The 13,068-nt window shown below is 68.2% G+C and carries 9 protein-coding genes; 4 read left to right on the top strand and 5 right to left on the bottom strand.

Features of this window, described 5'->3' with window-relative positions; genetic code table 11:
• Window positions 1-82: 82 nt before the first annotated feature.
• The 3 genes from EP7_RS13485 to EP7_RS13495 all read right to left on the bottom strand — a co-directional run bounded on the left by EP7_RS13485 (window position 83) and on the right by EP7_RS13495 (window position 2,546).
• Window positions 83-1,117, bottom strand: a complete 1,035-nt coding sequence (locus EP7_RS13485; protein ID WP_463528361.1) for a DUF1559 family PulG-like putative transporter — start codon at window positions 1,115-1,117, stop codon at window positions 83-85.
• Window positions 1,118-1,230: 113 nt separating this feature from the next.
• Complete coding sequence (locus EP7_RS13490) at window positions 1,231-1,473, bottom strand: hypothetical protein (RefSeq protein ID WP_463528362.1); 243 nt, start codon at window positions 1,471-1,473, stop codon at window positions 1,231-1,233.
• Between the two features lie 545 nt (window positions 1,474-2,018).
• A complete protein-coding gene (locus EP7_RS13495; protein ID WP_463528363.1) occupies window positions 2,019-2,546 on the bottom strand; it encodes a hypothetical protein in 528 nt (175 codons plus the stop codon).
• A 405-nt stretch (window positions 2,547-2,951) separates the two neighbouring features.
• Here EP7_RS13495 and EP7_RS13500 point away from each other — a divergent pair, with 405 nt between their 5' ends.
• From EP7_RS13500 to EP7_RS13510, 3 genes are all read left to right on the top strand, one after another.
• Complete coding sequence (locus EP7_RS13500) at window positions 2,952-6,095, top strand: tetratricopeptide repeat protein (protein WP_463528364.1); 3,144 nt, start codon at window positions 2,952-2,954, stop codon at window positions 6,093-6,095.
• Between the two features lie 77 nt (window positions 6,096-6,172).
• Window positions 6,173-7,045 (top strand): MotA/TolQ/ExbB proton channel family protein, encoded by an 873-nt coding sequence (locus EP7_RS13505; RefSeq protein ID WP_463521486.1) that lies wholly within the window; start codon window positions 6,173-6,175, stop codon window positions 7,043-7,045.
• Window positions 7,046-7,096: 51 nt separating this feature from the next.
• Complete coding sequence (locus EP7_RS13510) at window positions 7,097-9,412, top strand: prenyltransferase/squalene oxidase repeat-containing protein (RefSeq protein ID WP_463521488.1); 2,316 nt, start codon at window positions 7,097-7,099, stop codon at window positions 9,410-9,412.
• 39 nt (window positions 9,413-9,451) lie between these two features.
• Here EP7_RS13510 and EP7_RS13515 read toward each other — a convergent pair whose 3' ends face one another.
• A complete protein-coding gene (locus tag EP7_RS13515) occupies window positions 9,452-9,886 on the bottom strand; it encodes an ankyrin repeat domain-containing protein (protein ID WP_463521490.1) in 435 nt (144 codons plus the stop codon).
• A gap of 415 nt (window positions 9,887-10,301) precedes the next feature.
• Here EP7_RS13515 and EP7_RS13520 point away from each other — a divergent pair, with 415 nt between their 5' ends.
• The gene (locus tag EP7_RS13520) at window positions 10,302-11,024 is read left to right on the top strand and encodes a YebC/PmpR family DNA-binding transcriptional regulator (protein ID WP_463521492.1); all 723 of its coding nucleotides are present in this window, start codon (window positions 10,302-10,304) and stop codon (window positions 11,022-11,024) included.
• 744 nt (window positions 11,025-11,768) lie between these two features.
• Here the strand turns inward: EP7_RS13520 and EP7_RS13525 are convergent.
• On the bottom strand, window positions 11,769-12,833 hold the full coding sequence (locus tag EP7_RS13525) for a hypothetical protein (RefSeq protein WP_463521494.1): 1,065 nt from the start codon (window positions 12,831-12,833) through the stop codon (window positions 11,769-11,771).
• Between the last annotated feature and the right edge of the window lie 235 nt (window positions 12,834-13,068).

A 13,068-nucleotide genomic window follows, 5' to 3' on the forward strand; every position in this document is an offset into this window, starting at 1 on the left:
CGCGACTCGCCCCGCCTTCGGGGGGGTCGCGGGGCGTCCCGTTGCGCGGGCATTGCGGTCCCAGCCGGTCGCCCCGATGGGCTCAGTAGCTGTCGGCGCCGATGATCTCGCCGCCCATGCGAGTCGACAACTTCTGGTAGATTCCCCCCGATTCTTCCGTCCCCGTATTATTGCCGTACGAGTCGTAAATCATGCCGATCGGGTCACAATTACCCTCAGGGCCGGCGATCGGCCAACTCTCGATCGATTCCTTGATGAAGCGGACCGAGCCGTCGCAGAAACCATAATTCACGCCGCCGGGGTGCATACTCGACGCCGGCTCGATGGGGATGCGCCAGCAGCCCATGTTGATGAACTCCGCCAGCTTGCGGTGGGCGTTGGGCATGTACAGGGTCGACATCCCCTGGTGCGGCCAGAAGGTGGAGTTCCACCAGCGAGGGCCCCACTGGGAGGCCAGCGTCTGCGCATCGAAGATGGCCATCGCCCGCTCTCCGAAGAGGAACGTGTTGCTCAGGCCGTCGCCGATCTCGGCGATCCGGACCGGTCTCTTCGGCAAGATCGTCCCGTTGGCGAGGTTGACTTCGGCCGCGAATATGGGAGACCACGGGGCGTTGTAGACGACCCAGGTGCCCATATTGCCGGCATAGCTGGTGTACTGCTGCCTCAGGCCCGGGGCGGCCGCCTGCCCCTGATAGACCGGGTCCAGGGCCATGGACTTGCTGACGACGGAGTCGCTGGGGCACCAGAGGGCCGAAACGCCGATGCCGGCGACCGTCTCATTGCCCACGGCGAAGAAGGCGAGGCTCTGGTTGTAAGCGTTGTAAGCCGGGGCCTGCTCGTAGTAGGGGAGCAGCCGCACGAAGACGCTGGCGCCGAGATTGTCGCTCGTCAGGCCCGGGCCGCCGCCGGTCGAGTTAGCCATCGGGAGTGAGCCGGTCGCCGCCTCGTAGCTCAACGCGGCCAGTCCGAGCTGCTTCAGATTATTGATGCATTGCATTCGCCTGGCGGCCTCGCGGGCGCTCTGCACGGCGGGCAGCAGCAGGGCGACCAGGACCGCGATGATGGAGATGACGACGAGCAGCTCGATCAGCGTGAAGCCACCTCGTTGTTTGGTCATAATATCGCTCGCGAAGCGGATGAAGTGGGATCGAGAGGATCTTGGCTGATGGAGCCGCCCCCAGCAATTGGGCGTCGAGACTGGATCAAAACCGCCGGACCGGGCCTGCGGCGTCAGCGTGAGGGCCGCTTCGGCTTCGGGGCGACGCCGATCGAGCCGCTGAACTTCGCCGCCTTCACTGCCAGTTTGGGATTCTGCGCTTCGGCCTCCTGGGCTGCGATCAGATTGACCGTGCCCTCGTCGCCGGCCGTGCCGCTGCAACCTTGCCAGGTGAGTAGGCTCAGGGAGCCGGCCAGGCTCAGCAAGCCAATCGAGTCACGAATCCACCTCGTCCCTGTTTCAAGTCGACCATCCATGGATGCCTTGCCGATCTTAATAAGCGGTTTCACTTAAGGAAGTCAACAGGAAGTCGGCTCCAGGATTGTAGAAGATAAACGGACTTCCGGGTGAAAAATCGCGGAAAGGTCGGCAAAAATGGGGCACCCGGCAAGACCGTCTCAGGCCGCATCTTGCGGCGTTCAGATCCATCGGACTTGTTCCGGGTGTGGGCTGGTTGCAACACTTTCGCGCCGGAGAGAGACGCTCAAGCCCCGGATTGAGCCGTCCGGGCGATCGGAGTTTTCCGGAACATCGAGCATAACGCGGCGTAAATCACTTAAATGACGCCAGTAAAGACGGGTGCGGCGGGTTAGGATAAGACGCCATCAATTCTGTCAGAGATGAGTCAGTTATAAAAAGAAAGAGAAGGTTACTTATCAGAATCGGACCTAGGTCGAGTCGCGGTGAGACCGCCGCGGCCTCTCTGCGGATTCCGGGTCCCGAGCGATGCAAAAAGACCACGCCGGCGCGAGGTGCACCGGAGTGGTCAGGTTGTTCAGTCGGGCGTCGTTCCTGCCGGCGTTCAGGCCTGCGGGGTCGACTTGGCGGGGGCCTGCGGGGCCGGGGCGACCTTGCTGGGGGCGACGGGCGCCGGGGCGACCTTCGAGGGGGCCTGGGGAGCAGCGTAGGCGGGGGCCTGCGGGGCCGGGGTCACCTTGCTGGGGGCGACGGGCGCCGGGGCGACCTTCGAGGGGGCCTGGGGAGCAGCGTAGGCCGGGGCCTGGGGGGCCGGGGTCACCTTGCTGGGGGCGACGGGCGCCGGGGCGACCTTCGAGGGGGCCTGGGGAGCAGCGTAGGCCGGGGCGACGGGCGCCGGGGCGACCTTCGAGGGAGCCTGGGGAGCAGCGTAGGCGGGGGCCTGCGGGGCCGGGGTCACCTTGCTGGGGGCGACGGGCGCCGGGGCGACCTTCGAGGGGGCCTGGGGAGCAGCGTAGGCCGGGGCCTGGGGGGCCGGGGTCACCTTGCTGGGGGCCTGGGGCGACTGGGCCTGGGCCGAGGTGGCCAAGGCGGCGAGGGCGAGGCTGGTTCCGAACACGCCACGAATCGTCATCGTTGCAGTCTCCAAAGCGGAAATGAGGAGCGTCGGACGACCGATAGCCGGAAGAGCCGGCGACATGCCGACCGGAATCGGTTGAGTTAGTCTGGAAATAGGATAGCTGGGCATTTCGGGAAGTCTAGCGGAATTTCGTTGGTTCTGCCAACTTTGTGGGTCCGGAAGTCTGGCGTGCCTTTGGCTCTTCTCGGGTCCAGGGTCAACAATTCCGATGCCGGAGCCGCATTGTTCCGGGCAGGCAGGCCGATGGAATGCAAGCAGAGTGCGATTCGCGGCTTGAGCCGGCCGAGGAACTGCGGTTATAACGGCCTGGGGCGGAGAGGCAAGAAGCCGGGGATGCCCGAGGGACCGACCGCGACGCGACGTGCCCGCCCGGCGACGTCGAGGGGAAGGAGACCGCCCGTGCGCCCCGTAGAGCATCCTCCCAATCTCATCAGGCCAACTCTGGTCATGGCCGGGGCCTTCCTCGCCTGCTTCGCGGGATGGGCCGCCCGCGGCCAGGAGCCGCCCAAGTCTAGGACAGGTTCGGCGACCGCACCATCCGAGGGCCAGGCCCCGAGGCGGGCGGTGCCCGAGGGCCTGAACTTCGCCAACGGCCTGTTCCGCGACCGCCGCTACGACATGGCGGCCGACGAGTATGAGCGGTTCCTGGCCGATGCCAAGGGCCCAGACGCGGTCGAGGCCCGCTACGGCCTGGCCAATGCCCGGCTCTTCCAGGGCAAATACGCCGAGGCCCGCGCCCAGTTCGAGGCCTTCCTGAAGGAGGCGCCCGAGCACCCCAACGCCGCGACGGCCCGCTATCGGGTGGGCGAGACCTCCTACATGGTGGGTGACCTGCCCGCCTCGAGGGCGGCGCTCGAGGCCTACACGGCCGGCTCGCCGGGGCACCGCCACCTCGACATGGCCTGGACTTATCTCGGCGATGTCGACTACCGGATGGGCGACTACCCCGAGGCCCAGAAGGCGTACAAGCGGGCCCTGGCCGACTTCCCCGAGAACCGGCTCGCCGACCGTGCACGCTTCGGGCTGGCCCGGTCGCTGGCCGCCCTGAAGCAGACCGACGAGGCGCTCGACGTCCTGGCCGGGCTGGCCAAGATGGGGGGGGCCGACTGGTCGGACAAGGCCCGGTTCGAGTCCGGCAAGCTGCTCGCGACCGCCGGCCGCCATCCCGAGGCCGTCGAGGCCCTGGCCGCGCTCGAGGCCGCCAGCCCCAAGAGCCCGCTGCTGGCCGAGGCCAGGCTCAGGCGAGCCGAGGCGCTCTCCAAGTTGAAGAAGCCGGGCGAGGCCGAGGCGTTGCTCGCCCCCATCGCCGCCGACCCCGCCCAGCCGCTCTCCGGGCAGGCCGCCTACGCCCTGGGGATGGTCCAGGCCGAGCAGGGGCAGGCCGCGGAGGCGCTGGCCACCTTCGACGCCGCACTGAAGACCCCCGCCGGCGCAACGCTGAAGACGGCCTTGCTCTATGGCTCGGCCGAGGCCGCCTTGAGGCTGGAGAAGCTGCCCGAGGCCCGCGACCGGATGCTGAAGGCTTATGAGGCCGACCCCGCCGACCCCTGGGCCGACGACGCCCTGGCGAGGGCCGCCACGCTGGCCCTGGACGCCCGCGACCACGCCGAGGCCACCCGCCTGGCCGAGCTGTTCGCCAAGTCGTTCCCGCAGAGCCCCTTGCGCAATGACGTGACGCTGGTTGAGGCCCGCGCCAGGCTGGCCGACCACGACCCCAAGCGGGCCATCGCCCTGCTGGAGCGGATCCGCGACGAGGCCAAGCCCGAGGGGGCCGACGGCGACGCTGCGCGTTACTACCTGGGCCTGGCCTATCGGGCCGACGGCCAGGTTGCTCTCGCCGACGAGCTGTTCGCCGCACTGGCCAAGGCCCCCGCGACCCCGACCGCGGTCGACGCCCAGTACCTTCTGGGACAAGGACATATGGAAGCCGGCCGGTTCGACAAGGCGGTCGAGCCCTTGAAGGTCTACCTGGCTGGCCGGCCAGACGGAGACGTGGCCGACTTCGCCCTGGCCCACCTGGCCCATGCCCACCTGGAGCTGGGCGACGGCACCGAGGCCAGGGCCGACCTGGATGCCCTCGCGGCCCGGTTCCCGGCGAGCACGGCGCTTCCCACGACCAGGCTCAGGCTGGCCGAGTGGGCCCTGGCCCGCAAGCAGCTCGACCCCGCGATCGAGCAGTTCCGCCTGGTGTCCAAGGCCGGCGACCCCAAGCTCGTGGCCCGCGCGGCCTCGGGCCTGGGCCACGCCCTGATGCAGTCGGGCAAGCCCGCCGAGGCGGCCGACGCCTTCGCCGAAGCCCTGGCCACCAAGCCCGAAGCCCCGCTGGCTGGCGAGATCGCCCTGGCCCGCGCACGGGCCCTGGAAGCCGCCGGAAAAGTCGATGACGCTGTCGCGGCCTATGACGCCGCCCGCGAAGGGGTTCCGGCAAGCGCGACCGGCCCGGCCGTCCTGGCCAAGGCTCGCCTGCTGGCCGACTCGAAGCGTCCCGCCGAGGCCGCCGAAGCCTATGCCGCATGGCTGACCGACCACCCCCAGGGGGCCGACGGAGCCACGGTGGACGACGTGCTGGCCGACCTGGGCTGGGCGCTGGGAGACGCGGGTAAGGTGGGCGAGTCCGATGCGGCCTTCGCACGGCTCCTGGAGCACGCACCCGCCGGCCCGAGGTCGGCCGATGCCCGGGTGAATCTGGCCGAAACCGCCTTCAAGGCCAAGGATTACGGCCGGGTCAAGGAGCTGCTTGACCCGGTGGTGGCCGAGGACGCCAAGGTGCCCGAAGGGCTGCTCCAGACGGCCCTCTACCGGATGGGCAGGACCCTGGCCGCGACGAAGGACTGGCCGGGGGCATCGAAGGCGCTGGATCGGCTGATCGAGGCCAAGGGCGAGACCCCCTACCTCCGCGAAGCCCGGTTCTGGCGGGCCGAGGTCGCCTTCCAGGCGGGCGACAACGCCGCGGCCGAGGCCCGATTCAAGGAGCTTGCCGCCGAGCCGCCGTCGCCGGCCGACCCCCCCGGCCTGATCGAAGGGGCAGGATGCCGTCGGGTCCAGGCCCTGGTGCTGCTCGGCCGCTGGAAGGACGCCCTCGAGGCCGCCGATGCCTGGAAGCTGGCCCACACGTCGGATCCGAGGACGCCCGAGGTCGATTACGCCCGGGGGCGTTCGCTGCTCGGCCTGGCCCGATTCGACGACTCGAGGGCCGCGTTCCAGGCGGTCATCAAGGCCCGCGAGAAGAGCGAACTGGCCGCGCGGGCGCAGTTGATGCAGGGCGAGACCTACTTCCATCAGAAGGACTATCACAATGCCTTGCGCGAGTTCCTGAAGGTTCATTACCTTTACAATGCTCCGGATTGGCAGGCCTCGGGGCTCCTGGAGGCGGGAAAAGTCTACGAAGAACTCGCCCGCTGGGCGGAAGCCGCCGAAACCTATGAGAGGCTTCGTTCGGAATTCCCCACGTCTTCCGTCGCCGAAGAGGCCGGGACCCGCCTGGAGGCGGCCCGCGTGCGATCCGCCGGCCGCCCTGGTCCGGCCGATTCGCGGAGCCGCTGACGGCCCCTGGCCCGCGTACGTCCCACGTTCTGGACGCATGTCTTGCGCTCCCATCTGGTTGGGAAGGACCCCATCCCATGTATCGGACGAGAATGAAGGGCGGCATGCTGGCCTTCGCCGTCATCCTGGTTGTCGCTGGTTCGGGCTCTCCGGCCCTGGCCGACGCCCCGGCCGAGAACCCGACGGTCGAGCTGCTGAACCGCAAGGCCGGTCAAATCGTCAGCCGTGGCCTGGACTGGTATCGCAGGACCCCCGCGGCCGACCGGGTCACCTGGGCCGGGCTGGGTGCCTCGGCGTTCCTGGGCCTGATGGTCCTGGCCGAGCGATCCGTGAGGCTCCGGAAGCGGCGGATCGCGCCGGCCGATTTCATGACCCGGTTCCTGGATCGGCTGCGGGACGGTAAGCTCGACCGAGGCAAGGCGCTGGACCTCTGCGAGCTGAACACCAGCCCGGCCGCGCGGATCGCCCTCTCGGCCGTGCGCCGCTGGGGCAGGCCGGTGGCCGATCTGGAGCGTGCGGTGGCGATCTCGGCGAAGGTCGAGTCCGACCGCCTGCGGCGCAACGTCGGCACGCTTCGGCGGGTCGCGGCGCTCTCGCCGCTGATCGGGCTGCTGGGGACGCTCCTGACGGCCGGGCGGGTCCTGGCCGAGCAAGGCCTGGTGGCCACCTCGCTGGGGCAGTCGCTGATCGCCCTGACCGTGGGTGTTGGGCTGTCCATCGTGGCCTTGGTGGCGTATGACGGCCTGGTCGGCAAAGTCGAGGCCCTGGCCAACACCCTGGATCGGTTCGGGGCGGAAGTCGCCGATGCGATCGCCATGACGGTCCCCGCGGCCGAGGTCAGGGCAGGGCAGGGACGACGCGGGCCGGCCCGCACGCCCCACCAGGTCCGGATCGAGATGCCGGAGTCGATGCGTGCGTCCAAGCGAGACCGGGAGATCGAGCTGGATTGACCGGCCGACCGGGCGGATCGGGGGCCTTGCTTTGACGCCGAAGGTGCTGCGATGACCGGCCTGGACCTCGAGTCGTTCCTCCACCTGTTGCGGGCCGACCTGGGCGCCTGGGCCGCGCTCGGAGCGGCCGCGCTCGCGCTGGCGGCCATCGCCTGGACGACCTGGGGCTCGCGCAAGGCCCTGCGGAAATGCCTCGTCCTGTCGGTCGCGGCGCATGTCGGGCTCCTGATCTTCGGCGGGACGCTGCCGGCCAACGGGCCGGGCGGGGGACTGGTCCAGGCGGTCGGGGCCTCGGGCCTGGTCGATTCCGCCCGGGTCCGCGTCCGGCCCGTGTTCGAAGGGGCGGGCGACGGCCAAGGGGGCGAGACTCAGGCGGGCGGGAAGGGACCGGGCGGAGGCGGCGGTCCCGCGTTCGACCGGCCTTCCGAGTCGATCGCCCTGGCCGATGCCCCGGTGCCGCTGGCCCGGCCCGAACGGTCCCCGAGCCAGCCGGCCCCCGTCGCCCCGGCCCCGTCGAGCCTGCCCGCAGCCTCGGCGGCCCCCGAGGTCGACAGCCCGGCCCCTTCGGCCAGCCCCGAGGACAGGCCGGTGGCCCTGGCCGCATCCGAGGCGGCCCCCGACAGGGCGGCACCCGCCGATGTCTCGGAGATCGCCCAGGCCGAGCCGGCCCCGTCGGCGGCCGAGGTCTCGCCCCCGGGGGCGGCGGATATCGCCCTGCCCGGCGACGCGGGCGGAACGATCCGCGCCGGGATCCGGCCCAGGCGCCCCTCGGGCGTGGCAGGCGTCCCGGCACCGGCCGCACCGCTGGCCGAGGCCAGTCCCGAGCGGCTCCCCTCTCCCCACGGGCCGGCCCCGGCCTTGACCGCCCCGATGCCCCGATCCGAGCCGTCTGGGCCCGAGGCGACCACGTCGGCCTCGGTCGGGCCGACCGAGGCTGCGGCGGCCGAGGAACTGCCCGCCCTGGAGAAGCCCGAGGCGGCCGTCGCGGCGGCCCCCGTGCTGAGCCTCCCCGAGCCCGACCTGCGCCGGCCCGAGCGGCCCGTGGCCGGCGTGGCCGGCACGCCGGAGGCCCCCGCGATGGGGCCGATCGCCGTGGCGAGGGCCACGCCCTCGGGGGCGACGACGGCCAGGACGGGCCTCGGCCCGAGATCCATGCCCGTGCCCGATGTTTATCGGTCGAGGCTGGACCCCAACCGGTCGACCCTGGCCCGGCGGGCGGGGGCCAGCGTGGCCAGCGAGCAGGCCGTCGAGCGCGGCCTCGACTGGCTCAAGCGGCATCAGGACGCCGACGGCCGATGGGACGGCGGCACCGCCCGCGACCTGGAGAACAACGTCATCCGCGGCCAGTCCGACTTCACCAAGCACTGCCCGGCCGGCGAGATCTGCTTCGGCGAGTGCCGCTACTACGACGCCGACACCGCCCTGACTGGCCTGGCCCTGCTGGCCTACCTGGGGGCCGGATACACGCACGCCGATGGGAAGTACGCCGAGGTCGTGGGCAACGGGGTCGACTTCCTCCTGAAGTCGCAGGCCGCCAGCGGAGACCTGCGGGGAGAGAGCCGGGCGGTGGGGATGTACTGTCACGCGATGGCCTCCCTGGCGTTGTGCGAGGCCTATGCCCTGACGGGCGACGAGCGGCTGCGTGATCCGGTGGAGCGTGCGGTCGGCTTCCTGGTCAAGGGGCAGGCGAAGGACGGGATGGCCTGGCGGTATGAGCCCGGGGCCCCGTCGGGCGACACGAGCATTTTGGGCTGGGTGATCCTGGTGTTGAAGTCGGCCCGGGTGGTCGGAATCCCCGTCCCGCAGGCGGCCCGGACGGGCTCGGTGGCCTGGCTGTCGAAGGTTTCCTCCGGCAAGAACGGCGGACTGGCGCGGTATCAGCCGGCCAAGCCGGTGACCCCGACGATGACCGCCGAGGCCTGGGTCTGCCGCCAGTTCCTGGGCATCGGCGGCCCAGGCCTGGCCAGCACCGAGGCGTCGAACCACCTGCTGACGAACGGCCCCCCCGCCAAGGCCTTCAACATCTATTACTGGTACTACGGCACCCTGGCCATGTATCAGCAAGGGGGCCAGGCCTGGGCCCGCTGGAACGTCCAGGTGCGCGACGGCCTGGTCGCCCGCCAGCGCAACTCGGGCCACCAATCGGGGAGCTGGGACCCCGACGAGAGCGAGTACGGCCCTTATGGCGGTCGGATCTACACGACAGCACTCGCCACCCTGACCCTCGAAGTCTACTACCGCTTCCTCCGGCTCTACGAGGCCCCCGAAGTCGCCCCCGCCGACCCCCCCATCCGCCGCGCCGGCGTCCCTCCCCAGCCCATCATCTCCAAGCCGGCGGCCGGGCCGAGGCCCGCCGCAACTCGCTGAACTCGGAGGCAAGCCGCCCGGGGCATACCCCCGTGTTTTTCACCGTTTGACCACCGATCGCAGGAACCGATAGATACTCGGCCCTTCATTCCGCTTGCGTGATTTCGCCTTGTCGAGCGCGTTCAGCTGCATCCAGCCACGCCGAGTCGGGTCGGCCCCCGCCGCGACCAGCATCTTGACCATCGCCAGTGAACAGCCGCCGGCGATCTCCCCCAGCGGCGTATTGCCGATCGAGGCCACATGCTGGGCATTCGCGTCGGCCCCGTGGGCGATCAGGTAGGCCACGACCTCCAGATGTGCCGCCGCCGCCGCATGATGCAGCGGGGTGCGCCCGACGAAGTCGAACGCGTTGATGTCGCATCCCTCGCCCAGCAGTTTGATCACCTCTTCGAGATTCCCGCTCCCGGCCGCTGTGTGCAATTCAATCGGGCCGTCGGGAGGGAAGAACGAGTTCGACGGTTTCTGATTCGCCATCGGCGTTTCCTGGCCTCCATTTCGACCACATCGAGGAATCGAGCCGGGCCTTCCGGCCTGACGACATGTCACCCTCGCCTCAATCTCGGATCTTGGTCCGGCGGAAAAAGTTCGGACAAATCCTCCGGCAATGCCCGGGAAGTTGGGAGGGTGCCCGGGTCTCGTCAGAGCCGTGACCGACGCCCTGGCCCAGATCGCCGCCCTTGCCCGTAAGCTCGACCGAGCGAACCTCGCGACCCCGCGGCACCCAGCGATGCCGCCCGGACCCCCAGGAAGCCCTCGGCCGCCTGCACGCCGATCAGCCCGGCCGTCGTCGGCGACGGTTGAATTGCAATCGAGGAGGTTTCCTCTACAATGAGGGGCGAATCCACTCTTGGCTCGGCACCGTCGGGAAAATGAAAAGGCAGAGATTCGAATGGGAAGAATCTTCGAAAAACGCAAAGAGTCGATCTTCAAAACCGCCGATCAGAAGTCAAAGCTCTTTTCCAAGTACGGTAAGCAATTGTACATGGCCGCCAAGAATGGTGTGCCCGACCCGGACGCCAACCCGACTCTGCGCAACCTCGTCGAACGAGCCAAGCGCGATAACGTCGCGAATCATGTGATTGAAAAGGCGATCCAGAAAGCGGCCGGCGCGGGAGGCGAGGATTTCCAGGCCGCACGTTATGAGGGGTTTGGTCCCGGCGGCTCCTTACTCATTGTCGAATGCTTGACCGACAACAGTACGCGTACCATCGCCGATGTCCGCAGTTGTTTCTACAAGACCAATTCCAAATTGGCTGCCAATGGATCCGTTGTGATGTCCTTCGATCACCTGGCGGTCCTTTCTTTCCCCGGTGACGACGAGGAGAAAGTGATCGAGGCGATCTTCGCCGCGGACGTGACCGTCGAAGAGGTCGAATGCGAGGATGGCACGATGACCATCTTCGTCCCTCCCTCCGAGTTCTACAAAGCGAAAACGGCCTTGCTCGAGGCGTTCCCCGGCCTGGAGCTGGACATCCAGGAAATCAGATTTCTACCGCAGGTCAGCAAGACTCTCAGCGGTGAAGAATTGGGCTCGTTCGAGAAACTGCTAGGCATGCTCCATGATTGTGATGATGTGCAGGATATCTACCACAATATCATCCTTCCCGGTTGATGAACGGCTCTGGCAAGACCCGAGCACCCTCCCATCTGCCCGGCTTTGCCGGGGGTTTTGTCCGAGCTTGTAAGCGCATCTAACCGCACGCGGTGAACGACTTCCGTAATCTTGGCTAAGCCCTTCTCGTCGGCTCGTACTAAGTCAATAGTCGCTCAGCGGGCTGGTCCTCTGGGCATTGCTTTCACTTGGAGGTATATTTATGACAAGAATGGAAGCCAAGTGCGTTGCAGCCTGGCGTGACGCGGCGAAGGATTTGGGTTTCCAATTCTCCTCTCCCTACACCGCCACCGCTTTCAGCGGCGAACGATTTGAAGCTCTCGCCCTCGTGCATGAGTACGGCGGGTCTATCGGCACTCTTATCTCTGTTGGTGGTGAGCCATCGGCAGAAGCCAATTATCCTCGAGGTGACGGTTACTCAGAATCCTGTCTCGGACGAGGTTGCTACACGAGGTACGACCGTGCCACTTGGATTGAGATGCTCTGCGACTGGGGTTTTTGGGGCGATCTTCCATCCGCCCCTGATTGGTACGCGCCTGGCCCGTATTGTCACCGGAATCAGTAAGAGTATCTAATAAGAGAGGGATAATGTTAGACGCTCTAAGGCTGGAAGTCCTCAGGGTGCCATGCTCGCGCGCAGCCTGAGCGCCCATGCGGGAGCCTCGGCCCTGACTTGATGCCAAGGTCGCCGATCATTCGCATCGAATTGTCAAAGAGTCTTAGGGCGCGTGCGGTGGCCTGAGATCAGCAGGCGAGGAGCCGGGCTTCGGCGGCGCGACGGCGGGCCTTGGCCTGGCGGAGCTTCCGGAGGGCCCGGGTGTTGGGCTGGGCGGGCGCGGGCCGCTCGGCCGGGGCCGGTTGCGATGCGGCCTGGGCCTGAATGGCCTGCATGATGGGGGTGAAGTGGCTTCGTTCTGGCGGATTTGACCCGGCTTGATGGGTTCGTTCGGGGGCCTGGTGGGTTCGTTCGACGGGAGGTTGAGGGGCGGGGGCTTCGGGTTGGCCCTTGGCCTTCTGGAGGAGTCCGAGGGCCCAGCGGAGTCGGCGGAGGCTGGCGGCTTCGTAGCGGCGGATGAGGGCGAGGGCGGGGTCGGCGGTGACGTCGAGGCCCAGAGAGACTGCCTCCTGCATTTCGTCCTCGATGGCGTCGAGGACCTGCTCCTTGCGATCGAGGAGTCGGTTCACCTGGTCGTCGACGAGGTTCTTGCAGTGTTCGAGCGGGTTGACGCCTTCGAGGGTGTCGATGGGCGTGGGCTGGTCGCGGAGTTCGGGGTCGATGCCCAGGAGGTCGAGGGCCAGCTCGTCCTGCTCCTCGGTCCAGCAGCCGTTGACGTCGAGGGCCTGGCCGAGCATCCGCCAGCGGGCGGTCAGCCAGTCGCAGCCGGGCGACGACGTGGCCAGCTCCGAGGCGGTCCGGGCGGGCGTCTTCTTGAGCGTGCGGGCCTGAACGGCGATCGAGGCCCTGCGTTCGTCGCCCCAGCAATGCTGGGCGCGGCGGGCGCGGAAGTCGCGGGCGAGTCGTTCTTCGAGCCGGCAACGCTCGATGCGCAGGCTCTCGGCGGCGACGGTCTCGACCAGCGCGCATTCGAGCGCATTGGCCGGTTGCAGCGTTGAGCACAACTCCAGGGTCCGCCCCGCGGCGGCGGCCGTCTCGGCCTCGGGCAACACCAGGCCCGACCCGGCCATCCCGTGCACCAGACTATTGCGCCTGGATTTCGCCTTCCCATCGGCCGTCTTCGGCCCGGTGCTGCGCATGGCGTTCTTGCGGTTGGCGTCGATGCGCTTCTGGCTGACTTCAAGCGTACCCATGGTGCTGCATCGCTTCCTTGGGGTGCGGGCTCGTTGGTGGTTTTCGCCGGCATCGGCGATGGTCCCCGGAGCACGCGGCGTCGCGTGCGCGGGGCTCTCTCTTGAACTATCCTGAAATTCGCGCGTTCCGATCACATAAAATTGAAAATTTGGGAAATTTTCCCCGACATCGGTCGTCGAGGACATTCCCGGCGACCGATCCGATGACGAGCATGCCCTTCTCGTCGGTGTTCTC

Source organism: Isosphaeraceae bacterium EP7 (genome assembly GCA_038400315.1).
Classification (GTDB): Bacteria; Planctomycetota; Planctomycetia; order Isosphaerales; family Isosphaeraceae; genus EP7.

Bases quoted from the DNA above. Each gene is read 5' to 3' on its own strand.
- EP7_RS13485 (WP_463528361.1), bottom strand. From the start codon at position 1,117: ATGACCAAACAACGAGGTGGCTTCACGCTGATCGAGCTGCTCGTCGTC.
- EP7_RS13490 (WP_463528362.1), bottom strand. From the start codon at position 1,473: ATGGATGGTCGACTTGAAACAGGGACGAGGTGGATTCGTGACTCGATT.
- EP7_RS13495 (WP_463528363.1), bottom strand. From the start codon at position 2,546: ATGACGATTCGTGGCGTGTTCGGAACCAGCCTCGCCCTCGCCGCCTTG.
- EP7_RS13505 (WP_463521486.1), top strand. From the start codon at position 6,173: ATGTATCGGACGAGAATGAAGGGCGGCATGCTGGCCTTCGCCGTCATC.
- EP7_RS13510 (WP_463521488.1), top strand. From the start codon at position 7,097: ATGACCGGCCTGGACCTCGAGTCGTTCCTCCACCTGTTGCGGGCCGAC.
- EP7_RS13515 (WP_463521490.1), bottom strand. From the start codon at position 9,886: ATGGCGAATCAGAAACCGTCGAACTCGTTCTTCCCTCCCGACGGCCCG.
- EP7_RS13520 (WP_463521492.1), top strand. From the start codon at position 10,302: ATGGGAAGAATCTTCGAAAAACGCAAAGAGTCGATCTTCAAAACCGCC.
- EP7_RS13525 (WP_463521494.1), bottom strand. From the start codon at position 12,833: ATGGGTACGCTTGAAGTCAGCCAGAAGCGCATCGACGCCAACCGCAAG.